Annotated in this window: 20 protein-coding genes; 11 read left to right on the top strand and 9 right to left on the bottom strand. The window is 68.6% G+C overall.

From position 1 onward, the window contains the following. The first annotated feature begins 80 nt into the window (after window positions 1-80). From AWB89_RS23545 to AWB89_RS23535, 3 genes are read left to right on the top strand one after another with little or no spacing between them, the layout of a single operon-like run. Window positions 81-2,303: an acyl-CoA dehydrogenase family protein gene (locus AWB89_RS23545; protein WP_085176929.1), complete on the top strand. Its 2,223-nt coding sequence runs from the start codon at window positions 81-83 to the stop codon at window positions 2,301-2,303. 8 nt (window positions 2,304-2,311) lie between these two features. Then, window positions 2,312-3,520, top strand: coding sequence for a thiolase family protein (locus AWB89_RS23540; RefSeq protein WP_085176926.1), 1,209 nt, complete (start codon window positions 2,312-2,314; stop codon window positions 3,518-3,520). A 2-nt stretch (window positions 3,521-3,522) separates the two neighbouring features. Then, the gene (locus AWB89_RS23535; protein WP_085176924.1) at window positions 3,523-3,939 is read left to right on the top strand and encodes a Zn-ribbon domain-containing OB-fold protein; all 417 of its coding nucleotides are present in this window, start codon (window positions 3,523-3,525) and stop codon (window positions 3,937-3,939) included. 14 nt (window positions 3,940-3,953) lie between these two features. Here AWB89_RS23535 and AWB89_RS23530 read toward each other — a convergent pair whose 3' ends face one another. Genes AWB89_RS23530 through AWB89_RS23520 form a run of 3 tightly spaced genes read right to left on the bottom strand, consistent with a single transcriptional unit; the run spans window position 3,954 to window position 7,305 of the window. Beyond that, entirely contained in the window at window positions 3,954-4,949 is a 996-nt protein-coding gene (locus AWB89_RS23530) for a peptidoglycan-binding domain-containing protein (protein WP_085176922.1), read from the bottom strand. 44 nt (window positions 4,950-4,993) lie between these two features. Continuing rightward, complete coding sequence (locus AWB89_RS28120; protein WP_241520580.1) at window positions 4,994-6,523, bottom strand: glycoside hydrolase family 25 domain-containing protein; 1,530 nt, start codon at window positions 6,521-6,523, stop codon at window positions 4,994-4,996. Window positions 6,524-6,579: 56 nt separating this feature from the next. After that, window positions 6,580-7,305 (bottom strand): hypothetical protein, encoded by a 726-nt coding sequence (locus tag AWB89_RS23520; RefSeq protein ID WP_085176920.1) that lies wholly within the window; start codon window positions 7,303-7,305, stop codon window positions 6,580-6,582. Between the two features lie 373 nt (window positions 7,306-7,678). Here AWB89_RS23520 and AWB89_RS23515 point away from each other — a divergent pair, with 373 nt between their 5' ends. Next, on the top strand, window positions 7,679-8,560 hold the full coding sequence (locus AWB89_RS23515; RefSeq protein WP_139830677.1) for a hypothetical protein: 882 nt from the start codon (window positions 7,679-7,681) through the stop codon (window positions 8,558-8,560). Window positions 8,561-8,575: 15 nt separating this feature from the next. Here the strand turns inward: AWB89_RS23515 and AWB89_RS23510 are convergent, their stop codons facing one another. Both AWB89_RS23510 and AWB89_RS23505 read right to left on the bottom strand, forming a co-directional pair. Next, entirely contained in the window at window positions 8,576-9,748 is a 1,173-nt protein-coding gene (locus AWB89_RS23510; RefSeq protein WP_085176918.1) for a sulfotransferase family protein, read from the bottom strand. Continuing rightward, window positions 9,745-10,827, bottom strand: coding sequence for a DUF1214 domain-containing protein (locus AWB89_RS23505; protein WP_174627867.1), 1,083 nt, complete (start codon window positions 10,825-10,827; stop codon window positions 9,745-9,747). Before AWB89_RS23505 ends, AWB89_RS23510 begins: the two co-directional genes overlap by 4 nt. 299 nt (window positions 10,828-11,126) lie before the next feature. Between AWB89_RS23505 and AWB89_RS23500 the strand changes: the two genes are divergently transcribed. Genes AWB89_RS23500 through AWB89_RS23475 form a run of 6 tightly spaced genes read left to right on the top strand, consistent with a single transcriptional unit; the run spans window position 11,127 to window position 17,362 of the window. Further along, complete coding sequence (locus AWB89_RS23500) at window positions 11,127-12,464, top strand: amidohydrolase family protein (RefSeq protein ID WP_085176914.1); 1,338 nt, start codon at window positions 11,127-11,129, stop codon at window positions 12,462-12,464. A 2-nt stretch (window positions 12,465-12,466) separates the two neighbouring features. Continuing rightward, window positions 12,467-14,806: a CaiB/BaiF CoA-transferase family protein gene (locus AWB89_RS23495; protein ID WP_085176912.1), complete on the top strand. Its 2,340-nt coding sequence runs from the start codon at window positions 12,467-12,469 to the stop codon at window positions 14,804-14,806. Window position 14,807: 1 nt separating this feature from the next. Beyond that, on the top strand, window positions 14,808-15,137 hold the full coding sequence (locus AWB89_RS23490) for a hypothetical protein (protein WP_085176910.1): 330 nt from the start codon (window positions 14,808-14,810) through the stop codon (window positions 15,135-15,137). Continuing rightward, window positions 15,127-16,293, top strand: coding sequence for a thiolase family protein (locus AWB89_RS23485; RefSeq protein ID WP_085176908.1), 1,167 nt, complete (start codon window positions 15,127-15,129; stop codon window positions 16,291-16,293). The genes AWB89_RS23490 and AWB89_RS23485 overlap by 11 nt, the downstream gene beginning before the upstream one ends. After that, a complete protein-coding gene (locus AWB89_RS23480; RefSeq protein ID WP_085176906.1) occupies window positions 16,290-16,712 on the top strand; it encodes a Zn-ribbon domain-containing OB-fold protein in 423 nt (140 codons plus the stop codon). The genes AWB89_RS23485 and AWB89_RS23480 overlap by 4 nt, the downstream gene beginning before the upstream one ends. Continuing rightward, the gene (locus AWB89_RS23475; protein WP_085176904.1) at window positions 16,709-17,362 is read left to right on the top strand and encodes a MarR family transcriptional regulator; all 654 of its coding nucleotides are present in this window, start codon (window positions 16,709-16,711) and stop codon (window positions 17,360-17,362) included. Before AWB89_RS23480 ends, AWB89_RS23475 begins: the two co-directional genes overlap by 4 nt. Here AWB89_RS23475 and fadD1 read toward each other — a convergent pair. The 3 genes from fadD1 to AWB89_RS23460 all read right to left on the bottom strand — a co-directional run bounded on the left by fadD1 (window position 17,301) and on the right by AWB89_RS23460 (window position 20,808). Next, window positions 17,301-18,944: a fatty-acid--CoA ligase FadD1 gene (gene fadD1, locus AWB89_RS23470; protein ID WP_085176902.1), complete on the bottom strand. Its 1,644-nt coding sequence runs from the start codon at window positions 18,942-18,944 to the stop codon at window positions 17,301-17,303. The two genes, AWB89_RS23475 and fadD1, sit on opposite strands and share 62 nt — an antisense overlap. A gap of 235 nt (window positions 18,945-19,179) precedes the next feature. Continuing rightward, complete coding sequence (locus tag AWB89_RS23465) at window positions 19,180-19,941, bottom strand: SDR family NAD(P)-dependent oxidoreductase (RefSeq protein WP_085176900.1); 762 nt, start codon at window positions 19,939-19,941, stop codon at window positions 19,180-19,182. Window positions 19,942-19,977: 36 nt separating this feature from the next. Beyond that, the gene (locus AWB89_RS23460; RefSeq protein ID WP_085098070.1) at window positions 19,978-20,808 is read right to left on the bottom strand and encodes an alpha/beta fold hydrolase; all 831 of its coding nucleotides are present in this window, start codon (window positions 20,806-20,808) and stop codon (window positions 19,978-19,980) included. Between the two features lie 67 nt (window positions 20,809-20,875). On the opposite strand from AWB89_RS23460, the gene AWB89_RS23455 reads away from it, so the two are divergent. Beyond that, entirely contained in the window at window positions 20,876-21,481 is a 606-nt protein-coding gene (locus AWB89_RS23455; protein ID WP_085098073.1) for a TetR/AcrR family transcriptional regulator, read from the top strand. A gap of 120 nt (window positions 21,482-21,601) precedes the next feature. Here the strand turns inward: AWB89_RS23455 and AWB89_RS23450 are convergent, their stop codons facing one another. Further along, complete coding sequence (locus AWB89_RS23450) at window positions 21,602-24,220, bottom strand: helix-turn-helix transcriptional regulator (protein ID WP_085176898.1); 2,619 nt, start codon at window positions 24,218-24,220, stop codon at window positions 21,602-21,604. Between the last annotated feature and the right edge of the window lie 45 nt (window positions 24,221-24,265).

The raw sequence follows: 24,265 nt of genomic DNA, 5'->3' as shown, positions 1-24,265 counted from the left end.
ACAAGACGAGACGGTTCGTCTTGTAAGGGAAGGTAGCGGTCTTCGATGGCGTGTCGTCTCAGCCGCGCGGGCTCGCCGCGATGACGCTAGGACTGAGTCCCGAGCAGCAGGCCCTCAGCGACGCCGTCGTCCAATTCGCCAACCGGCACGCCCCGATCGCGCAGACCCGCGACAACTTCGACGCACTGGCGTCGGGAGCGCTCCCGGCATGGTGGGACGCCCTGGCCGCCAACGGCTTTCACGCGGTGCACCTGCCGGAGCGCCTCGGCGGTCAGGGCGGCCGGCTGATCGATGCGGCCTGCGTACTCGAGTCGGCGGGCAAGACGTTGTTGCCCGGCCCGTTGTTGCCCACGGTTGCGGCGGGCGCGGTTGCGCTGCTGGCCGATCCGACGCCGGCCGCCGAAGCACTGCTCCGCGAACTCGCTTCCGGTGTGTCCGCAGCCGTCGTCCTGCCCGACGGCGGCGACTTCCACGCGCGCGCCGACGGCCAGGGCTCGCTGCTCAGCGGGGAGTCGGACGTCACCGCGGGCGTCTGTTCGGCGCGGGTGATCCTGGTGGCCGCCCGAACCGAGGACGGCGATCTCACATGGGTCCTGGTCGACACCGAAAAACCTACGGCCACGGTCGAATCCGTAACCGGAACCGACCTGGTGGCCGATGTCGGCGTCCTGCGGCTGAACGACTACCGGCCCGAGTCGCCGGCGCTGACCGGGATCGACGCCGACCGCGCGCAGTGCATCGCCGTGGGGCTGGCGGCCAGCATGACGGCCGGCATCGCGCAGTGGTGCGTCGAAGCGGTCACCGCGCACCTGCGCACGCGGGAACAGTTCGGCAAGGTGATCGGGACCTTCCAGGCGCTGCAGCACAGCGCGGCGATGCTGTTGATCAACAGCGAGCTGGCGACCGCGGCGGCCTGGGACGCGGTGCGTGCCGCCGACGAGCCGCCCGACCAGCACCGCCTCGCCGCGGCCGGCGCCGCGGTGATCGCGGTCTCGCCGGCGCCGGACCTGGTGCTCGATGCCCTGACGATGCTCGGCGCCATCGGGTTCACCTGGGAACACGACATGCATCTCTACTGGCGGCGAGCCATCAGCCTGGCGGGATCGATCGGTCCCGCCAATCGCTGGGCCCGACGGCTGGGCGAACTGACCCGCACCCAGCAACGCGACATGTCGGTCAATCTGGGTGACGCGGAGTCGGAGTTCCGGTCCTGGGTCGCCGAGACGCTGGACGCCGCAATGCAGTTGCGCAACGACACCCCGGCTCCGCACGGTGATTACCCGGACCAGGCCTCCGGGCCGCAGCGCACGCTGATCGCCGACGCCGGTCTGATGGCGCCGCACTGGCCGGCGCCGTGGGGCGTCGATGCGGGTCCGCTCAAGCAGCTCATCATCGATGAGGAGTTCGCCAAGCGACCAGGGCTGGTTCGGCCGTCGCTCAACATCGCCGAGTGGATCCTGCCCTCGGTGCTGGCGGCCGCCCCAAAGGAGTTGCAGGAAAGGTTGATTCCGCCGACGCAGCGTGGCGATATCCATTGGTGCCAGCTGTTCAGTGAGCCGGGAGCGGGGTCGGACCTCGCGTCGCTGGCCACCAGGGCGACCAAGGTCGACGGCGGCTGGCGGATCAACGGCCACAAGATCTGGACGTCGTTGGCGCAGTATGCCGACCTGGGCGCGCTGCTGGCGCGCACCGATCCCGAAGCCAGCAAGCACCGCGGCATCGGTTACTTCATCATCGACATGAAGTCGCCCGGCATCGAAGTGCAGCCCATCAAGACGGCGACCGGGCAAGCGCACTTCAACGAGGTGTTCCTCAACGACGTTTTCGTCCCCGACGAGATGCTGCTGGGCGGTCCCACCGACGGCTGGAATCTCGCCATCGCCACGATGGCCGAGGAGCGCTCGGCCATCAGTGGATACGTCAAGTTCGACCGGGCCGTCGCGCTCCGCCGGCTCGCCGCACAGCCCGGCCCGGATCGTGACGACGCCCTGCGCGAGCTCGGCGAACTCGACGCCTACGCCATCGCCATCCGGGCGCTCGGCGTGCGGGAAACCATCCGGCTGCTCGACGGGCAGGCGTCGGGCCCCGCGTCCAGCATCGCCAAGGTGGCGATGAACGTGCTGTTGCGCCGGACCTTCCAGGCCACGCTGCAGCTGACCGGCCGGGTGGCGATGGTCGACGACGCCGACGCCGCGGTCGTGGAACCCTATTTGCATCTCCCGGCCGAGCTGATCGGCGGCGGGACCAGGGAGATCCAGCTCAACATCATCGCCCAAATGATTCTCGGGCTGCCCCGAAAGTAGGACGCCGGATGGGATTACGTGGAGAGGCCGCGATCGTCGGCTATGTCGAGCTGCCGCCCCAGCGGCTGGCCAAGGCCTCGCCCGCACCGTTCGTGCTCGAACAATGGGCCGAGCTCGCCGCCGCCGCGCTCCAGGACGCCGGCGTGCCGGGCGAGGCGGTCAACGGGATCGCGGCCTCGCACCTCGCCGAGTCGGAGATCTTCGTTCCCTCGACCATCGCCGAATACCTCGGCGTGGGAGCGAGATTCGCCGAAATGGTGGACCTCGGCGGCGCCAGCGCCGCGGCCATGGTCTGGCGGGCGGCCGCGGCGGTCGAACTCGGCATCTGCGACGCCGTGCTGTGCGCCCTGCCCGCGCGCTACATCACGCCGTCGTCGAAGAAGAAGCCCCGAAAAATCGTGGACGCGATGTTCTTCGGGTCGTCGAGCAACCAATACGGCTCGCCGCAAGCGGAATTCGAGATTCCGTACGGCAACCTGGGCCAGAACGGCCCCTACGGCCAGGTGGCCCAACGCTACGCGGCGGTCTACGGCTACGACGAGCGGGCGATGGCCAAGATCGTCGTCGACCAGCGCGTCAACGCCAACCACACCGACGGCGCGATCTGGAAGGACACGCCGCTCACCGTCGACGACGTCCTCGCCAGCCCGGTCATCGCCGACCCGCTGCACATGCTGGAGATCGTGATGCCCTGCGTCGGGGGCGCCGCCGTCGTCGTCGCGAATGCCGACATCGCCAGGCGCGCGCGACATCGCCCGGTGTGGATCAAGGGATTCGGCGAGCACGTGCCGTTCAAGACGCCCACCTACGCCGAGGATCTGCTGCGCACCCCGATCGCGGCGGCGGCCGACACCGCGTTCGCCATGACCGAGCTCAGCCGTCGCGACATGGACATGGTGTCGATCTACGACTGCTACACCATCACCGTGCTGCTCTCGCTGGAGGACGCCGGATTTTGCGAGAAGGGCAAAGGCATGGAGTTCGTCGCCGACCACGACCTGACCTTCCGCGGCGACTTCCCGGTGAACACCGCCGGCGGGCAACTGGGCTTCGGTCAGGCGGGATTGGCGGGCGGGATGCACCACGTCTGCGACGCCACCCGCCAGATCATGGGGCGCGCCGGCGCGGCCCGGGTCGCCGACTGCAACCGCGCCTTCGTGTCCGGCAACGGCGGCATCCTGTCCGAGCAGACCACGCTGATCCTGCAGGGGGACTGACGATGGACTTCGAGCGGCCCATGCCTGTCAAAACGCCCACCACCGCGCAGTTTTGGGATGCGCTGGCGCAACACCGCATCGTCATCCAGTACTCGCCGTCGTCGCGGAGCTATGTGTTCTATCCGCGCGTGCGGGCGCCGGGCACGCTGGCCGACGACCTGGAGTGGCGGGAGATATCGGGCCTGGGCACGCTGTACTCGTTCACCGTGGCCCGTCGACCCGTTGGCCCGCATTTCGCGGACGCGGTCCCGCAGCTGCTGGCCATCGTCGAATGGGACGAGGGCCCACGGTTTTCCACCGAGATGGTGAACGTCGAACCGGAAGACCTGCGGGTGGGGATGCGGGTGCGGCCCGTGTTCTGCGACTACCCCGAGCACGACGTGACCATGCTGCGGTACGAGCCCGTCGGCACGGGTTGACGCGACGCCTCGGTTCAGCTGCGAAGTCGATCTCGCATCCAAGCGAGTCCACCACTGATGTCGTACGGCGAGTAGTGGGGATTGGGCTGGTCGCCCAAGAACGCCACCCCGCTGACGATGGCCATGACGATCCCCAAGACCTCGTCGACCGGTTGCCCGAACAGGATGGCGATCTGCGCGGCGAGGGAGAACGGGTTGGAGAAGAAGTCCGAGCGCGCGACGGCCTGGTACACCGCGGCTTTCACCTCGCTCGACTTGTCGTCGAGGTTCTCGGCGAAGATGTCGCCCTCGCGGTAGATGTCAACCCAGAAATCGGGCTTGCCCGGGCAGCCGGGTAGCCCGAACCGCCGGATCGGGTCGAGCCCATGGCTGCCGGTTTGGGTGATCCAGGGCCGGGCCCAGTCCGCGATGCTGTCCGTCTGGCGCCCTGGATTCCCGTAGGCGAGCACGCCTTTGAGGTCCGGCGCGCGCCAGTCGAGCGGCTTGCCCGGCGTCAGGTAGTCGAAGTAGAAGTCACAGATGACGATGCCGCCCTGCGAGAACCCGCCGAGTGACCAGGGGGTGCCCTTCGGGAAGGGGACGAGGTTGTCCATCACCTCGGAGCCGACGAGCCGGGCCAGCTCGTTGACACCGCTGGCGTTGTCGAACGGGATCGGGCCGTTGTTGTAACCGATCGGTTGGTGGTGACAGAGGCCTTCGGTCTCGAGTTGCGCGCCGGTGTCGGCGACCGGCCCGGCGAACATGTTCGAGCTGTGCCCTTCGACGGTGAACATGATGGGCCGCAGGCCGGGGGCCGGGGGCACATATCCGACGCGGCTCGCCGTGGTGGCGTCGAATTCTCCCGATTGCGGCAGGCCGAGGCGCCGCTGCATTTCCTTGACCGCGGCGACCTCGTCCTTGCCGTAGTTGCCGTCCTCCGGAGGCGCGTAGGCGCGGTACTCGCGCTTGAACCATGCCTGCCAGTACTCGATTTCCGGGCCATGGGACCCGCTTTTGTAGGGGAGTGGCATTTCGGTGAATCTCCTTGAGGGGCAGGTACTTTGTCGCGGCGGCCTCACCGCTTCTTTGCGGGGGCCTTTCGCGCCGGCGCCTTCTTGGCAGCGGCCGGCCTCGACGCCGCCCCGTTGACGGCCGGGGGGATCACTATGCGGGGAGCCGCCTTCTTGTTGTTCGGCCGGGGACCCTGGGCCAGTAGGGCATCCAAGGCCGGCTTGTACTGGGCCAGATAGTCCACGATCGTCAGGTTGCCGAGCTGCGGCCAACCGTGCCCGTAGCCGTCCGAGCCGACCGGCCCGGCCAGCTGCTCGTAGATGAGTCGCTGGTAGTCCGCCGGCACGGTGGGTATCACCAGCGGCGTGGGGGCGACCGGTGCCGCGTCGCCGACCCCGAGTACGGAGGCCAGCTGGGATGGCGACAGGCCGTCGGCACTGTTCATGTCGCAGTTGCCGAAGGGTGGCGCCCCCTCCGGGAGGCCGTCACCGTACCCTTGGCCGTCGGTGTATTGGTGCGCGACCTTGAATACGGACGGGTCGTTGGGATTTGAGCCGTAGCCGGCGATGATCATCGGCACGTGCTCCGGCCTGGTCTGCCACATCTGGCGCATGTCGTTGAGGTTGCAATACCCAATCACGCGGCGCGCGTCGCCGAGCCACTTGGCCAGCGCGTAGTACATGCCGTTGACGGCGGCGCTCTGGTCGCAGGTGGGATTCCCGTCTCCACATTCCACGTCGATCATGGCGACCATCTTGGGGTGCGGGCCGCCGTTGGAGTTGATCTGATCCTGGAAGGTCGCCAGCGTCGACTGCCAGTCGGGGCGCCAGTAGGCGTAGACGATGAAGCCGTTGAGCCGGCCGCTGTCGGCGGCTTGCTTGCACCAGCTGTAGTTCTGGGCGAAGTTGTTGTCGCGGTGCGTCCCGTCGTTGGCTCTGATCGACAGCCAGCGATAGTGCCAGTCAGTGCCGTCCTGGTTGTACGTGGCGTCGGTGTAGGCATCGGTCACCGGTACCTGGTGCTCGGACACGTCGGCGAACAATGTGTCCCGCGGCTCGCCTTGCGGCGCGGGACCGGTTCCGCTGGGCTGGTGCGGAATTGGTGTGCCGTCCTCGACGATCGGGCCGGGCACGAACCACCAGTCGTTGGCGTAGGGGTTGTCCACCGCCATCGCCTGGTCGCGCAGCACGGTGCCGTTGTCGCCGTTGGTTTCCACGCGCAGATCGCCGATCTGGCACCACATGTGGGAGTTCACACCACCACCGGGCCCGTGGTGCAGGGCGATCTTGATCGCGGCGTCGGCGGGGAACGCGCCGGGGTTCGCTACCTGGATCGTGTGAAACGGGCCGTCAAGCGGATTGGCTTGGCCGCCGTGCGACGGCGCCCGCCAGCTCTCCGTGCACAGGCCGTGGCGCGACCACTCCATGGCGGTGCCGTTGATCCCCCCGTCGAGTTCGTCGACGACGCAGCCCGAGCAGTCGGTGCCCTTCTGGCGGTTGAAGGGGTCCCAGTTCCCGCCGTAGTCGTAGGGGTTGCCCTCGCGATCGATGGCAATCTGCTGTCCGAAGGAAATGGTCTTGCGCGGCACCGGCATTCGTCGGCCCTCCTTTGCGGCGTGGGTGGGTTTGGGGGTGCGGTGGGACGCGCGGTTCAGGCCGTCGCCTGGGCGAGCAGCGTGTCGGCCTGCTGGACGCGGCGCCGGGTGCGGGCGAACTTTCCCGACTTCATTTCCTTGCGCCAGTCGGGAAACTCGTCGCCGAATTTCTGGTGCTCGGCCCCGGCCGCCTCGTAGACGACGTAGCCACCCTTGAGAATGCTGAAGGGGGCGTGCAGCTTGCCCAGCTTGTCGTATTGGGCGGTCGCGTGATTGGACAGCGGGTCGAACCACGCCGGGGTCACGAAGTTGGACACCGACACGCCGTCGACGGCGTAGGTCGGGGCCTCGACCGGGTCGCACACCTCGAAGCTGTAGGCCTTGCCGTGCCCGTCGTTGGCCCACAGGTTGCAGTTCGGATCGATGAACATCTCGAGCACTTCGTGTGACAGGACGCTGGAGACGCTCCAGTCGCCCTTCGTCGTCGTCCCGCCGTTGTCCAGCTCCGGCTTGGCCGCGACCACGCCCCACAGCTTCCCGCCTTGGTCCTCGGTGTGGTAACCGAGCACGCCCGCGGGCTGGTCGTTGATGGTGTCGACGAGTGTGATGCCGTGCGCCGCCGGCGGCACGTCCTTGTCGTTGGAGTAGAAGATCACCGCCGCGGCGGCCCGATCCCACAGGGGGGCAACGTCCATGCGGACCTGGTTGGCTATCGCTTGGGTCATGACCGCGGCGTCCGCGTTGGACACCAATGTCGACTTGTTGAGAATTGCGATGAGCATGTCCCGCTCCTGTCGTCGGTGATGTGGATGAGAATGTGCCACTTCTCCGCCGTCCGGCGCATGAGTAATCGACTACGTCATCGCGTCCGGAGGGGTTCGCGACCGCGGGGCGCATCCGGGCGGCGCTGCACAAGCAAGTAGCCGACTACGCTATTTCGGCCCGACCCGCGGGAGTGACACTCGAGCCGATTTTCTGGCCCGACCCGTTCACCCCGCGGAGGAATCCATGTCTACACCGCCGACCGCCGGCCCGACGTCACCAACTCCCACTGCCCGCGGTGACACGTGGAACGGCTTCGAGTCCGGACTGCCGAAGTCGTGGAGGTCGACCTCGCCCTGGCGGCAGACGGTCCAACGTCGCCGGATCATGCTCTTGGACGACCTGGCCCGCCTCGAGCTGAAGAACCCTCCCGAGCAGGAGCAACGCGCCTTCCTGATCAACAGCCTGCTGTCGGACGCGAACATCGCGTCGCAGGCAAAGGTCGGAATCCGAAAGTGGTGGTGGGGCACCGAGATCGAGCGCGCCTGGGCCCGCCTGCATGAGGTCGATGAGCGCACGGTGGATCTGCTGCCCGACACGGAACTGCCGGCCCGCGCCAGCGAGGCCCTGGGGTATGCGAGTGTGCACCTCAACGGTGGCGACAAGAGGCAGAAGCATCTGGAGGCTTTGCTGGCGGATCCGTCCCACCTCAACACCGCGGATCTGCGCCCTTCCATCATCGCCGTTCTGCGCACCGCGCACGAGAACTCCGATCGCAGCAACCAAGAGGCGCGGTATCTCAGGAACCGGTTGATCCTCGCATCCGGGGTGTGCCTCTTTTTCGCCGCGCTCACCCTGTTGACCCAGCGGCTGTTCAAGGACAATCACTTCCTCACCTTGCCCGACGACACCTTCAAGGACTCGCCGTGGCAGTACCTCTTCCTCATCATGTTCTTCGGATCCGTCGGTGCGCTGTTCACCGCGATTCCGGCCATGTCCAAGGTGCCGTTGGACCACAGTCCGTTCAATCTTCCCCTCCAGCAGGGCCTCCTGAAGTTGGTCCTCGGCCCGCTGGTCGCCGTCGTCGGGCTGCTGATCCTGGGTGCCGACGTGCTGCATGTCGGGTCGTCGAACACGCTGATCGGTAACTTGCTGCTGGCGACCGTCTTTGGCGCGGGTCAGCACGCCGTCACCCGCTACGTCGACCAGCGTGCCAGCGAGATCCTCACGGCGGAAACGGGTTCCGTGAGCGGCGGCGGCGCGAACAAGGGTTGAGGGAACCGAGCGAACTCAGCGCAATTGCTCGGTCGGCACCCCGTAGCGGTCCTGGTAGGCGCCGACCCGGTCGCGGACCTCGTCGGCATCCAGGCCGGTGTCCGACCAGGTGTAGCGGCTGCCCCCGCCGTCACCGGGATGGGCGGCCAGGAAATCGCGCATCTTTTGTGCCGTCTCGGGTTTGAGCTCGCGGCCCAGCTTCCGGTAAATGTCGTCGATCGTGGTCCACGGGTCGGTCATGAAATCGGTGAAAAGCACGTCGATCACGCGGCCGGGGGGAATGGCGCCGGCGTCGCGCAGCGCCATTTCGCGATCCAGGCCGACGACGATCTCCTCATACGATTGGGCCGCGCACTCGGCGATGTTCGACTCGTCGCTGCCCATCCTCCGCAGGTGGTGGGTCAGCGCGGCGATCGACGAGATGACATTGAGCGGATCGCGGTGCGTCTGGACGATCAACGCGTCGGGGTACTCGGCGAGCAGGTCGTCGAGGTGCCACAGGTGCGCCGGCGATTTCAGCAGCCACTGGCCCGGAACCCCAGACTGCAGGTGTTGCAGGAAGATTCGGTGGAAGCGGTAGGCACCGGCGTGGTCGGCCTCGTAGAGCAGCCAGCGGTAGTAGCTCGGCAGGCGGTACTGCACGGAGAAGATCATGCTGGTGAACTCGCTGGCGGTGATGCGCACGCACTCCTGCCCGACGAGCGCGCCCATGGGGTGAAACGCCAAGAAGCCCGGGATGATCTGTTCGGACATCTCGATGCTGGCCTGCGCCGCGGCGATGCGCGGATCGGTGTTATAGGTCTCGGGCTGCGGGACCGGACAGGGCGCGTCGACCTCCCAGGTCAGCGGCGCCCGCAGGTCGGGATCCTGGGCGAGCAGGTCGTAGAGGATCGTGGTGCCGGTCCGGGGCTGGCCGACGATGAAGATCGGCGCGGTGACGGGCTTGGCGGCGATTTCGGGCTTCTCTTTGCGCCAGGCGATCACCCCGAGCCGGTTCTTCAGGGCGCGCATGACGTCCAAGTGGGCGATTTCGATTCCGATGGGCGACAGTCGTGCCTCGTGGACCAGCCCGTCGGTGAGCCGCTGCAGCCCGGGCTGCCACCCGTCGGCGCCGAAGTCGTCGCTTCCGGCCTCCTCGCAGGCGGTGGCGATGAGCCGTTCCGGCGCAAACCGCTCCTGCAGCGTCATCGCCTGTCCGCTGCTTCGCGGACCGACACTGAGACGTCGGGCGCGCTGGGATTGTCCAGCCAGCGCAGGACGACGAAGCCGCGATGTCGCCCGCCGGTGTCGAGCCAATGGCCGAAGCCGAAGTCCTCCGCGGAGATCGCGATTCGGACCCGCCCGTCCGCGGCGGGCCGGACCGCGCGATTGGTCACCGAGCTGTGCCGACGGCGCGGCTCGAGGCATTCGTGCCAGACGTTTTCCAGCGTGACGTTCCAGTAGCGGGTGTCCGGCGGCTCGATGTCGAGCACCAGCGCCTGGCCGGGATCGAGCCGGAACGTCCCGATCATGTACAGGTTGTCCGGCGTGGTGTCGGCGGCGCCCAGATCGGCGGCCTCGGCGGTCAGCAGCGTATTGGGTTGCTGCAGGAGCTCGGGCTTGATAGTGCGGTGCAGCGTCACGAGTTTCATCAGCGACCAGGCCATCGCGGTGAACTGATCGGCGAGCTCGTCATCGGTCAGCTGCCTCACGGGGTCGGGGTCGAGCGCGTCGATGCGTAGCGTGGCCAGCGTCTCGGCGGCGGGGTCGCCGATGTACTCCCGAACGACGACGGAGGATGCGTCGTCGGGAATCTTCACCCACCGGGCGCCGGCAAGATCGGCGGGTTCTTCCGCCGAGAGCACCAGCGCGAATTCGTCGCCGCCGCCCCGAAGGTCGGTGTCGCTGACGTAGTTCGCCATCCGGCGCGGGGTCAGGCCGGTGCCGGCGAGGATCTGAAAGCCAAGGTAGGCGCTGGTGCCCCGGGCGCCGGTGATCCGGTAGCGCCGGTCGCCGCGAATCATCGCCAGGTAATAATTGCCGTCCGGGTTGGGGCCGCCGACCATCCTTGTCGGAGAACACATATCGAAGAACGACGGCCGGCCCGGGTCGGCCTCGACGGACAGTTGCGAGCACAACGACGAGACACGCGCGATGACGCGCAGCCCTTCGAGCAGCTCGCGTTCCGATTCGGCGTCCTCCAGCACGATCTTGGTGACGTCGGCCGTCATCTGCTGGAAGAACTGCCACGCGGCGCGCGCCTTCGGGGCGACCTCGGTTTCGGCCATAGGTACATGCATAGACGATGCGTCGGCCTCGGGCGCCGATTCTCCTGAAATATCGGGAGGCGTGGGGCGGGTCAGGCGTGCCCAGTGTGGGCCCTGAGTACGTGACCGGGCTCGAAGCCAAGCACAGACTAATAGTCGTTGATATTCGGCACGATGCCTTACCGCCCCGAGCCTGCCGCCTTCGCTTTTCCACCGATGCCAACCCAAATTTCCACCACGCGGCGCCGCCCAGCGCCGTTGACAGTGTGACTGACATCATTGTCTACTAGTCCCTATATCGGGACGCGAGGAGCGCGGCAATGCACAAGGATGACCTGATCCTGATCAGTGTGGACGACCACATCGCCGAGCCCGCCGACATGTTCGACGCGCATGTCCCCGCCAAGTACCGCGACCTCGCGCCCCGGGTGGTCGTCGAGCCGGACGGGGTCCAGCAGTGGTACTACGGCGACGTTCGCGGACGGAACATGGGCCTGAATGCCGTGGCGGGAAAGCCCCGCGAGATGTACAACATCGACGCCTCGCGCTACGACGAGATGCGGCCGGGCTGCTTCAACGTCGACGAGCGGGTGCGCGACATGAACGCCGGCGGGCAGCTGGCGGGTCTGAACTTTCCGAACTTCACCGGGTTTTCGGGCCAGGTCCTCAACCAGGGACCGGATCGCGACGTCAACCTGGTGATGATCAAGGCATACAACGACTGGCATATCGACGAGTGGTGCGCCTCCTACCCGGGCCGGTTCATCCCCTGCGGCATCCTGCCGCTGTTCGACGTGGCCGAGGCGGCGAAGGAAGTCAAGCGACTGGCCGACAAGGGCTGCCACGCGGTGACTTTCTCGGAGAATCCGGAAGCGTTGCAAATGCCCAGCATTCACACCAAGTATTGGTATCCGTTGTTCGAGGCGGTCTGCGAGCACAAGACCGTGCTGTGCACCCACGTCGGGTCCGCGTCGCGATCCCCGCAGGTGTCGAGCGACGCGCCGCCCAGCGTGCAGATGACGGCGTCATCGATGATGAGCATGTTCACCTTCACCGAGCTGATCTGGGCCGAATTCTGGGCAGACTTCCCGCCACTGAAGTTTTCCCTCACCGAGGGCGACGTCGGCTGGATTCCGTACTTCCTGTGGCGCGCCGAGCACGTCTACAACCGGCACTCGGGCTGGACGCTCGCGAAGTTCCCGCCCGGCTACAGCGGGCCCGCCGACGTGTTCAAGCGCCACTTCTACACCTGCTTCATCAGCGACAAGGTCGGCGTCAAGAACATGGACTGGTTCAACGAGGACATGCTGTGCTGGGAGTCGGACTTCCCGCATTCCGACAGTAACTGGCCGTTCGCGCCCGAGGATGTCATGGAAACCATGGGCCACCTCGACGACTCGGTGATCGACAAGATCACCCACGAAAACGCCATGGCCGCCTACTCGTTCGACCCGTTCCGCTACATTCCGAAGGAGCACGCCCGCGCCGGCTACCTCCGCGCGCAGGCCACCGACGTCGACGTCGTCACCCATGTCGGCCGCCGAGCCAGTCAGCGTGACCGGGACGCGTGGACCCGGATGACGCAGTTCGCGCTGCAGGCGCAGGTGACCGCCGAGGCCAGCGGGATCGCGGGACGCGCCACCACCCTGGGCAATTGAGCGTGGCCGCCCGGGCACCGTTCGCCGGCTGGCGGGTGCTGGAGCTGTCCAACGGCATCGCGGCGTCGTACTGCGGCAAGATGTTCGTCGACGCGGGCGCCGAGGTGGTGAAAGTCGAGTCCCCGCAAGGCGATTCGGTGCGGCGTTGGTCGGCCCGCCCCGGCGGATCCGCCGGGGCGCTGTTCGGCTACCTGGCCGCGGGCAAGAAGTCGGTGAACGACGGCGCGGAGACGGCGGCGCTGCTGGCCGGTGCCGACCTCGTGCTGACCGACCTGACCGACGGCTGGACCGTCGACGCCATCACGGCCCACACCGGCGCCGCGGCCGTCGTCGTGGCCGTGACGCCGTTCGGCATGACCGGCCCCTACGTCGAGGACCAGGTGGTCGCAAACGAATTCGTCCTCCAAGCGTTGTGCGGCTCGATCGCGAGCCGGGGCTGGCCGGGCGAGGAGCCGGTGCAGGCCGGCGGGCGGCTGGGCGAGTGGCTCGCGGGCACCTTCGCCGCGGCGGTCGCCGCCGCGACGACCCGTCACGCGACCCGGTGCGGGCGCGGCGAGGTCGTCGACGTGTCGACCTACGAGGCGATGGTCATCGCGATGGGCGGGCTCTCGACCATGTCGGCGAGCGTCCTGGGCGCGGATTCCCTGCTCTACCAACGCAGTCTGGAGTTGCCGTCGATCGTTCCCACCGCCGACGGCATGGTCGGGTTCTGCACGATCACCGCGCAGCAGTTCCAAGATTTCCTGATCATGATCGATCGCGCCGATCTGGTCGACGACGCCGAATTGGCCTCCTTCGCCGGGCGCGTACAGCGCCGCGACGAGTTCCTCGGCATGGTCACCCACTGGACCCAGACCCGCACCACACAGGAGATCATCGACATCGCGGTGGCGTTCCGGATCCCGGTGGCACCCATCGCCACCCCGGTGTCATTGCCCACCGTCGACCACTTCGTGCAGCGCGGCGCCTTCGTCGAATCGGAGCTCGGGGTCCTGCAGCCGCGGGCGCCCTATCGCAGCGAGGCGATGGCCGTCAGGTCGCCCGGGCGGCCGCCGCGACTCGGTGCCGACAACGGCAGCGTCCGCTGGCCGCCCCGGCCGCAGCGGCCCGAGGAACCGGGCGCCGGCGCGCTTCCGTTGTGCGACATACGGATCACCGATCTCACCGCGTTCTGGGCCGGGCCCGTCGCCACGCAGTTGCTCGGCGCCCTCGGCGCCGACGTGATCAAGCTCGAGGGCGTGCGCAGGCCCGACGGCATGAGGTTCTCCGCGGGCCGCCCACCCGACTGGGACCAATGGTGGGAGTGGGGCCCGGTATTTCTGTGCAGCAACAACAACAAGCGCGGCGTCAGCGTGGAGCTCAGCACCGACGCCGGGCGGGCCGTCGCGTTAGAGCTCATGGCGGCAAGCGATTTCGTGATCGAGAACTTCTCGCCGCGGGTGATGGACAACTTCGGATTGACCTGGGACGTGGTGGTGGCGGCCAATCCCCGCGCCATCATGGTCCGGATGCCGGCGTTCGGGCTGGACGGCCCCTGGCGCGACCGCGTCGGGTTCGCGCAGACGATGGAGCAGGCGACGGGCATGGCGTGGATGACCGGACACGCCGACGGGCCCCCGGTGATCCCGCGCGGCGTGTGCGACCCCATCGCGGGGCTGCACGCCGCGTTCGCAGCGGTCGCGGCGCTGGCGATCCGCGACCGGGACGGGGTCGGGATACACGTCGAAGCCACCATGGTGGAGGCGGCCCTGAACGTGGCCGCCGAGATGCTGGTGGAGTACTCGCGCAACGGAATCGAGCTGCGGCGGCAGGGAAACCGGGGCCCCGGCGCGACCCCCCAGGGCGTGTACCCGTGCCCGGGTGACGACGAATGGGTCGCGCTGGCCGCGACGGACGACGCCGCGCGGGCGTCGCTGGCGAGGCTCATCGAGCGACCCGAGCTCGACCCGCGCGAGGACGCGTGGCGGGAACGCGCGGACGAGATCGACAAGCTGATCTCCGACTGGACCGCGCGGCACCCGGTGGCCCAGGCGGTGGCGGCGCTGCGCGCGGCCGGGATCGCCGCCGCGCGTGTCACCGAGCCGGCCGCCCTGCTGAGCGACCCGCAACTGCTCGCGCGCGGCTTCTGGGAAACCGTCGACCACCCGGTCGCCGGGTCCTTCCTGTGCACGGGCATGCCCTTCGCGTTCGTCGGGAAGCCCCGGCGCTGGATCCGGCGGGTGCCGCCGCTGTATGGCGAGCACACCGACGAAGTGCTGACCGGCATTCTCGGGCGCAGCCAACAGGATCTGCTCGAACTGCGCGCCGCGGGAGCCATCAGCGCGCGGCCGGCGGGATTGTGACGTGGCGGTGACGCTGTGCGTGCCGCCGCGTGCCGGCGAGCTGTGCGTACCGGTCCGGTTCCTGGTCCGCCAGGACTCCGTGGTGATGGAGCTGACGGCCCGGCACCGGATCACCGGCGTCGAGTGGGACGCGAGCGAACACGCCGTGGCCATGCTCGTCGAGATCACCGACCCGCGGACCGCCAGGCCCATCGACGTGCGAATCGACGTGGTCGAGGCGGGCGCGACGCCCGGGCAGGCGCGGGCCACGAAGATCGGAACCATCACGCGCGACGGGCGGGAATTCGACGTCGTCGGCACCTACCTGGGAGTTGTCGCGGATGAAAACTAGCCGCACCAAGCGAACCGCCGCGATCGTCGGCGTGCACAACACACGGCAGGGCCGCCGGCTGGATGGCGAGACCTCACGGGGCCTGGCGCTCAAGGCCATTCACGGCGCCCTGGATGACGCCGGGCTGACCCTCGAGGACGTCGACGGCATCAGCGCCAGCCCGCACTCCACGTCGTTGATCTACGACCTGCGCATCGGCCCGGCATGGCAGGGTCTTGCCTTCGGGGTCGGCATGATCACCGAAGCGGTGACCGCGATCGAGCATGGCATGGCCGACGTCGTCGTCCTTGTCGCCGCGCAGGCGGGTGAATACCGCGACCACGAGGCCACGGCGCCGTGGACCAGGCCTGAGAACGAATTCGTCGCGCCCTGGGGGATGTTCACCACCGCCGAGTTCGCGCTCATCGCCCAGCGCCACATGCACGTCTACGGCACGACGCGCGAACAACTGTCCGTCGTCGCGGCGACCATCCGCAACAACGGATCGCGAAACCCGGAAGCCGTTTACTACCAACGGGGTCCGTTCACGCCGGAGGACATCACCGCGTCCCGGCCCATCGCCGACCCGTTTCACCTCCTCGACTGCGCCACGACATCCGAGGGCGGCTGCGCGCTGGTGGTCGCCAACGTCGACAAAGTGGATGTCGCCGGGCGGCCGATCTACGTGCTGGGCAGCGGCGCGGACTTTCACGGCCCGTCGTATCAGCACCCGCCTGCGTGGGACCTCGCCGGTCGGCGCGGCGATCACGTGAACGGCGTGGTCGGCCGGCAGGCGGCCGAGCGCGCCTTCGGCCACGCCGGGCTGCGCCGCGACGACGTCGACGTGTTGGAGCTCTACGATCCGTTCTCTTTCGAAATCATCCGCCAGTTGGAGGCTTTCGGCTTCTGCGCCGACGGCGAGGGCGGACCGTTCGTCGCCGACGGCCACATCGCCATCGACGGCAGCCATCCGGTGACCACCGACGGAGGAACCATGTCCTTCAGCCACGCGGGCTCCAACCCGCAGATGATGCAGCGGGCCATCCGCGCCGTCCAGCAGCTGCGCGGTCAGGCGGGCGACCTCCAGGTCCCCGGCGCGCATATCGCGTTGTGCAGCAACGGCGGAGCGGGCGCCCTGTTCACCACGGTGCTGATCCTGGGAGACGAACCGAGATGACCGCCGACGCCTTGCGGCCCCAGCGTGGCCCCGTGCCACACGCCAGCAGCCACCTCAGCCTTCCGTTCTGGCAGGGCTGCCGGGCCGGGGAGCTGCGCTACCAACGCTGCGCGGCCTGCCGCGCGGCGAACTTCCCGCCGAGCGAGCATTGCCGCCAATGCCTTTCGGCCGAATTGCGGTGGGAGCGCAGCGACGGCCTCGGCGAGATATACAGCTGGACCCTGGTGCATCGCCCGGTCACCGCGGAGTTCGAACCGCCGTATGCGCCGGCGATCGTCACCCTCGACGAGGGCTACCAAATGCTGACCAACATCGTCGGCATCGCCCCGGCCGACCTGGCGATCGGCCTGCGGGTGCAGGTCGAATTCCACGCCGTCGACGCCGACGTGACCCTGCCGTATTTCACCGGTTCGCAATGAGCCCCGCGCGCACCAGCAACGGCCTGCCGGTGACCGCCTACCTGGTCCTCGGCGTGCTGGCGGCCAACGACGAACAACTCACCGCCGGCGAGGTCAAGATGCGCGCCGAACTGTCGGTCGGGCATTTCTTTTGGTCGCCGTCGGTGAGCCACGTCCGGCGCGAGCTGAACCGGTTGCTGGCGCGAGGGATGGTCAACGAGATCGGAGCCCAATCGGGCAAGCGCGCGATCACGCTGTACGAGACCACCGACGCCGGGCTGGACGCGCTGCGCCGGTGGGTCCAGCATTTTCCGGGTCAGGACCAGGTGGTGATCAAACACCCCGTCATCCTGCGGACCTGGCTCGCCCGCGGCGAGGACCCGGAGCGCGTGATCGACACCCTGGACCGGCATCTCGAATCGACGCGGGCTCGCCTGGACGAGGCCCTGTGGTCGCGGCAGCGCTCCCGCGAACTCGGCATCATCGACGATCCGGACCAACGCTTCTCGTTCGCGGTCCTCGACTACGCCATCCGCGGACTCTACGCCGAGATCTCCAACATCTCCCAGCTGCGCGACGAGATCGCCGGGGGCACAAGCAGAGACCCGGTCAAACGGGTGCGACGGGCGAAGGGGCAGATCCGCCGCCGAGCGCGCCGGGAGCCGGGCTAGCCGCCGCGCGCCGGTACGCGGTGCCGCGCGGTTCGCGTTCCCACAGGGCTTCGTCCTCGCCCACGGCGGTTCCCTGGGCGATCAGCTGGCGCTTGAGCACCTTATGGGTGGCGGTGCTGGGCAGGTCGGCGGCGATGCGGACGTAGCGCGGCCAGGCCTTGGGGGACAGGTCGGGCTGCGCGGCGAGGAACGCTTCGAACGCATCGGGCTGGAGTTCGGCGCCGTCGTTGAGGACGATCGCGGCCATCACCTGGTCGCCCACCCGCTCGTCGGGAACGGCGTACACCGCGACGCGATTGATGGCGCTGTGCCGCAACAGGACCCGCTCGATGGGCGCGGCCGCCAGGTTCTCGCCGTCGACCCGCATCCAGTCGGCGGTGCGCCCGGCCAGGTAGATCCAGCCCTCGGCGTCCCGGTAGGCGAGGTCGCCCGACCAGTACATGCCGTGGCGCATCCGTTCGGCGTTGGCTTCCGGATCGTTGTAGTAGCCGGTGAAAAAACCCGATCCGGTGGTGTTGACCAACTCGCCGACCGCTTCGTCGGCATTGGCCAGCGCGCCGGTGGCATCGAAGCGCGCGACGGCGCATTCGGTGACGGTTTCGCTGTTGTAGACCGCGACCCCGTCGGCCCCGCGGCCGATCGAACCCTTCGGCGTGCCGGGTTCGCGGATCACGATGACCGCGTTCTCGGTCGAGCCGAACCCGTCCTCGACCTGAACCCCGAATCGGCGCGCGAACTCCTCAATGTCCTTGTCGTTGGCCTCATTACCGAACGCCACCCGCAGGGGGTTGTCGGCGTCGTCGTCGCGCTCGGCGGTGGCGAGGATGTAGGCGAGCGGCTTGCCGACGTAGTTCATGTAGGTGGCGCCGTAGCGGCGGATGTCGTCGAGGAAGTTGCTGGCCGAGAATTTCGCCGGCACGATCGCGGCGCCGGAGACCACGGCGGGCGCCCATCCCGCCACGACGGCGTTGGAGTGAAACAGCGGCATGGACACGTAGCAGGTGTCCTGCTGCGACAGCGCGAAGCGCTGGACCAGGTTGATACCGGCGAACGTCGCCATGAGGTGGGATACCTGGACCGCCTTCGGATTTCCGCTCGTTCCCGAGGTGAAAATCATCATGAACGCGTCCATCGCGGTGACCTCGCGGTGGGGGACCAGTTCGCCCGCGCCGCCGATGAACTCGGCCCATTGCGGCGTCGAGGTGTCGAGGATCTGCGTTCCCTCGAGGTCCAATCCGTCCAGCAGCGGCCGATGTTCGGCGTCGGTCACGAGGAATTGGCAGTCGGCGCGCCGGACGTCGGCCGCCAACGCCTCGCCGCGCCGCGTGACGTTCAGCCCGCAGAGCACGTAGCCACCCAGCCCGGCGGCCGCCATCTGGGCCAGCATCTCGGGCGTGTTGCCCAGCAGGGCGCCGACGTGCAGGGGCCGATGCGGGTCGGCGGCGGCGATGAAGGCCGCGGCGCGCGCGGTCGATGCCGCGAGGTATTGACGCCAAGTCCATTGCAGGGTGCCGTGTTTGACGGCGACGGCGGGATCGGTCAGGCGCTTGCGCAGTAGCGCCTGAATCGTGTCGTCAGCCATTGGTCGGATTCACCTTCGCTATGTGTGCTTTACGAGACGAGACGGTCCGTCTTATAATAGCGGGCGGCTCGGCCAGCGTGTTGTGAAACCTTTCATGCCCATTTCGCCGAGGGTTCGCCGTCGAAGACGGTGTGGATAACCCGTCTGTTCGCTTCTGACGGCCATCATGGTCTCGTGCTGTTTGAGCTGCATAGGTCGCTGGTGCTGCTACGGAACCGGGCGCGCGAATTTCTGCCTATCCGCCGACCATCATCAGGCCGCCGTCGACCGCGAGGAGCTGCCCGGTGATGAAGCCGGAACCGGTTCCGGCGAGAAACACGAGCATCGGCCCCACGTCTCGCGCGGGGTCTCCGAGCTTCCCGCCGATCGGAATCATCAGCTGCATCTGCTGGTCGATGAGGGCGCTCGCATCGGGACCGAGGAAATCCCGGAAGCGGTCGGAGCCGGGTGTCTGCACCGCCGGCGCCAGCGCGTTGACGGTGACATTGTCGGCGCCCCAGGCCTTGGCGGCCGATCGGGTCCAGGCCTGCACGGCGCCCTTGGTCGCGGCGTAGACCGCCGAGATGGCGCTGCCCTGTACGGCCTCGGACGATCCGAAGTTGATGATCCTGCCGCCCTTGGGATCTTGACTCTTCATCACCGCGTACGCCGCCTGGTTGGTCAGGATGGTGGCCTTGACGTTGGTGTCCAACAGGAACGAGATCTCGTCGGCGCCAATGTATCCGGGGATGCCGGACTGCCACAGCCCCGCGGCGTTCACCAGCACGTCGAGCCCGCCGAGGTGGTCCGCGGCCTGCCGCACCATCGCGGAGACGGCCTCGGCGTCACGTGCGTCGCACTGCAGCCAGGTGTTCGCCAGCCCGTCCGGCGGCGGGGTCTGGTGATAGGTGCCGACGACCTCTGCCCCCGCGGCGGTGAGGACCCCGACGGCGGCCGCGCCGATGCCGGTCGCTCCGCCGGTGACCAGGATCCGCCTGCCCTGCAGCACGTTTTGCATGCCGCGAGCGTAGCGCCCGCCAGGCGCGGTCCCGAGCTAGGTGCGCACCGCGATCGACGACAGCAGATCGGCGAGCCGTTGCGGCTGGTCGACCATCGAGAACGTGCGTGCCCCCTCGATGACCTCGAGGCGGGCGTTGGGGATGGTCGCGGCCAGGCGTTCGCCGTCACCGAGCTCGAAGAACACGTCGTCGGCCGACCAGGCGACGAGGGTGGGCAGGTCGATCTCGGGTAGCCGGGCGGCCACGCCGGTGGTCACCTCCGTGCGCAGCGACAGGGTGAACTGGCGCAGGTCTTCGGCGATGGCCGGATCGGACAGCCCCGGGCGCACCCAGGCCTCCGTGAGGTCGTCGATGTTGCGGTGCGCCAGGCCGTCGAAGGCGCGCTTGCGCGCGGCCGGCGCGCGCATGGCCTGAGCCACCGCCTTGAACATCGTCTTGGACTTGGCGGCCAGGATCACCGGCTTGAGGATCGGCGGCGGAAAGTGTTCGAACGCATCGCAACTCGTCAGCACCAGCGCGCCGAGCCGCTCGGGACGATGCACAGCGACGAGTTGCGTGACGACCCCGCCGGTGTCGTTGCCGACCAGCACCACGTCCTCGAGGTCAAGCGCGGCGAGCACGTCGGCAACGATGCCGGCCACGCCGCTGATGGTGCGGTCGGCGCCGGGGCGCAGGGGCTGCGGGTGCGCGCCGAGGGGCCAGGTGGGGGCAATGCAGCGCAGGCCGAGCCGCGCGAGGCGCTCGCCGACCTGGCGCCAGAGTTGGCCGCCCATCATGTACCCGTGCACGAAGACGACGGGCCTGCCGTCCTCGGGTCCGGTTGCTTCGTAATGAATGGTTCCGGCATTAATGTCGATCGTCGACATAGCTAGCTCCCACCTTCGAGATACACTTACAAACAGGCTGTCTGTTCGTAAGTTACCAACAGGCTGTATGGAAAGCAAGAGACGGACCCAGGAGGAGCGCTCCGCGGCGACCCGCGACGCGCTGATCTCGGCTGCCCGCAAGCTGTGGGGCCAGCGCGGGTACGCCGACGTCGGAACGCCGGAGATCGCCACCACGGCGGGCGTCACCAGAGGCGCGATGTATCACCAATTCGCCGACAAGGCAGCGCTGTTCGCCGAGGTGGTCGAGGTGGTCGAGCAGGACGTGATGGCCCGGATGGCGGTGCTGGTCGCCGAGTCGGGGGCGACCACGCCCGCCGGCGCGATCCGGGCCGCCGTCGATGCCTGGCTCGACGTCTCCGGCGACCCGGAGGTCCGCCAGCTGATCCTGCTGGATGCGCCCAGCGTGCTCGGCTGGCCAGCCTTTCGCGACGTGGCACAGCGCTACAGCCTCGGCATGACGGAACAACTGCTCACCGAAGCCGTCAAGGCCGGCCAGCTGGCCGAACAACCGGTGCGACCGTTGGCGCACATCCTGATCGGCGCGCTCGACGAGGCGGCCATGGTCATCGCCACCGCCGACGATCCGAAGCGCGCCCGCGGGGAGACCGGGGAGGTGCTGCACCGGCTCATCGACGCGATGCTGAGCGGATAAGGGTTGGCGATCTCGCAGTGCGATCCGTTACGAGCGGGCGAGGTTGAACAGGCCGGCGATTCCGGTGCCGATGTTGAGCAAGCCCGCCGCCGAGCCGGCCTCGTGGATCGGGAATTTTCCCTATATTTGCGGGTCCAGCGGCGCGCCGGGTCGGGCGCGGGCCGCGGCCTGGGTGCGGTTGTCGGCACCAAGCTTGGCCAGGATCGCGGCGACGTGGTGGCCGACGGTCTTGGGGCTGATGGACAGTTTGGTGGCCACCTCGGCGTCGCTGTACCCGGCGGCGATCAACGTCAGTACCTCGCGTTGCCGCTGGGTCAGCCCATCCGGATCGGCAACCGTGCCCGCGCCCCTGCCGCGACGAGCGTCACCGCGCAGCGCCGTCAGGCGCTGCTGAGCGCGGCGAGCCGCGGCTCGGGCGCCGAGCCGGCGAAACGTGGCCAGCGCCGACTCGACCGCGGTGATGTCGCCGCCGAGCTCGGCGATGGCGGCGTCGTAGGGACAGCCGCGCCGATGCCACGCCTCCGCCGCGGCCCGCCAGTCACCGCCGACCTCCAGCTCGAAGGGAGTGCTCGGTCCGCCGACGGAGATGGGCTCTGGCGGGCCATCGGGAAGTCGGGCCCACCGGCGGAGCTGCCAGATCAGCCAGGGATTCCAGTCGCCCATCTTGATCAGCGCGCTCTGCGCCAAGCTCCGGGCGGAGTCGTCGTCGCCGGCCAGCCAGGCGGCCTCGGCGCGCGCGGCCCAGACCGGAAAGAACCGCTGCTGGTTCAGCTCCGAGCTGGCTTCGATGTCATCGAGCAGCGAGGCGACGGGTTGGTGGCCGCGACGGGCGTTGATGAGGGCCAGGACCAGCCGCGCCGCAATCAGAGTTACCTTCGTCAGCCCTGGGCGACTGAGCATGTCCTCGGCGATTGCGCCAGCTTGACTCCAGTGGCCGCGATGCAGCGAGGCCTGAGCCTCGGCGCTCGCGGCGATGCCCTCGAAAAGGTAGATCCCCCGGTCGCGGCAGTACGTGACGGCGCTGTCGATGTAGCGATCCGCCCGATCGGGGTCGTAGTGCATCGCCGCGATGTAGCCGTTCACCGCCCCGAAGAACGCGGCGGTCTCGCCGCGGGCATCGGCCGCCATCGCATCGCGCCAAACCGCTTCCAGTTCATGCCATCCCGTGTCCGTGCGGACCACGTTCGCCAAACCCAGGTAGCCGCGGGCGCGGACGACCACCGCGTTGTCGCCAAGCTCGGTGCCGACCGCGATCGCCCTCGCCGCGTAGTCGGCACAGGCCGGGTCGAAGTTCCAGAGGCCCTGCTCGGCCATGTTCACCAACGACCAGGCCAGCTGCGGACATGCGTCGGCATCCTGCACCAGGTGCAGGGAGGCGCGCGCGGCCTCGGCGGATTCTCCCACCCGGCCCAGCCCCCATAGCCCGTGCGACAGCCAGCGCAGGTCGTCGCCCTCGCCCAACCGGTCGCCCATCGCGTGGCGCAGCGAAATCGCCTGGCGCCACGACGAAACCGCGGCCTCGCCGCGCCCGCAGAGGTAGCAGGCCACCGCGTGCTGCTCGAGCCATTGCACCCGCTGCTCGGCGGGTTCGCTGTCGGCGCGGTGCAGCGCCAGCTCATACAGGTCGGCCGCCTGCCGATGGGCGCCCAGCGCCGCCGCACGCTGCGCACCGGCCACCCCGTAGCGGATCACGCCGTCGGTGTCGCCGACCTGATCGGCATGAAATGCCAAGGCCGCGAACGTGTTCGGGTCGATCGGCGGCTCGGCCAGAGCGGCCAGCGCACGGGTGTGCACGGCCGTCCGCTCGTGGTCCGGGACTTGCTCGAGCGTCGCGAGCCGGGCGAGTTCGTGGCGAAACCCGATCGCCTCCCACGCGGTGAGCAACACGCCCGCGTCGAGGCACTCGGCCAGCCCCGCGCCGGCGGCCGGACAAACCTTGTGCAGCAGCTCCGCGTGTACCCGCGGACCACAGACCGCCACGGCGTGCGCGGTCTCGCGAGCGGCCGTCGACAGCCGACCCAGGCGCCCCCAGACGGCCTCGGTCACGCTGCGCGGCAACGCATTGCGTTGCAGCGCTTGGGGGCCGGCCGCCAGGACCTCCGTGGCGTAAAACGGGTTGCCACCGGTGAGTTGATACAACTGGTCCGCATTGACGCCGCTGCCGGCGGCCAGGACGGCCACCGCGTCCCGGCTGAGGGGTTCCAACGCGACGCGGCTGACCGCGGCACAGGTCGCGATATCCCCCAGCGCGACCGAAAGCGGGTGCTGTCGGTCGAGCTGGTCGTCGCGGTAGGAGACCAGGAGCAACAGCGGCAGGGACTCGATACGCCGGGCCAGGAAACGCAGCAGATCGAGGGTCGCGCCGTCGGCCCAATGGGCGTCCTCGATCACCCAGACCCACCGGTTTCCGTCGCGCAGCACCGTCAGCAGCCGCCGGTACAGCGCACCCGTATCGCCCGATTCGATCGCCTCGTCCAGCGCCCGGGCGGCCGGTGCGCCCACCCCCGTCAGCGCGTCCAGTAGCGGGCCCAACGGTCGCGGCGCCGCCAGCGGGTCGCACCAGCCGCGCAGCACCCGCAACTCGGCGTCGAGGCCCGCGGTGAACCGGGCGAGCGCCGCGGTCTTGCCCACGCCGGCTTCCCCGCGGAGCAACACCGCCTGACCCCTGCCCCGGCGCGCGGCGCGCGTCAGCTCGGCCAGTTTCGCGAGGACGGCCTCGCGCTCCAGCAAGCGCTCCACCGGACAAGTAAACCCGCCGAACGTCGGGTTGTTGCGGGAAAAACG

It is taken from the genome of Mycobacterium paraense, assembly GCF_002101815.1.
Taxonomy (GTDB): Bacteria; Actinomycetota; Actinomycetes; order Mycobacteriales; family Mycobacteriaceae; genus Mycobacterium; species Mycobacterium paraense.
This window is presented reverse-complemented; position numbering and strand designations above follow the sequence as displayed.